At 72.2% G+C, this 295-nt stretch carries 1 pseudogene; it reads right to left on the bottom strand.

Annotated elements, in window-relative coordinates:
• Positions 1-52 precede the first annotated feature (52 nt).
• Positions 53-295, bottom strand: a pseudogene (locus EN850_RS35565) (pyridine nucleotide-disulfide oxidoreductase); the annotation flags it as partial.

The raw sequence follows: 295 nt of genomic DNA, 5'->3' as shown, positions 1-295 counted from the left end.
GCTGGGCCGGGTTCAGGCCATCAAGCAGGTGGGAGACATCCATGCCCCCATTTTACGGCATCGCCGTCGCGGCTCCTGCGACCACCTGGGTGGCCAGTGCCTGCGCCTGCTGACGCAGTTCAGGCACCGCCAGGCTTTCCCACAGGCTGCCGATGCGCAGGCTGCCGAGTACGCCCAGCCGTGCCTGCGACTGGCCACCGGCCGCACGCAGGCGGTCGCCCGGCACCGTGCTGTCCAGGCCCAGCCCATGCGGGCCGGGGCGGGCCAGGCCATCGGCCTGCAGCTGCTGCAGCAG

It is taken from the genome of Mesorhizobium sp. M8A.F.Ca.ET.207.01.1.1 (assembly GCF_004794715.1).
Taxonomy (GTDB): Bacteria; Pseudomonadota; Alphaproteobacteria; order Rhizobiales; family Rhizobiaceae; genus Mesorhizobium.
Note: the sequence above shows the minus strand (reverse complement) of the source record. Positions and strands in the feature narration are given on the sequence as shown.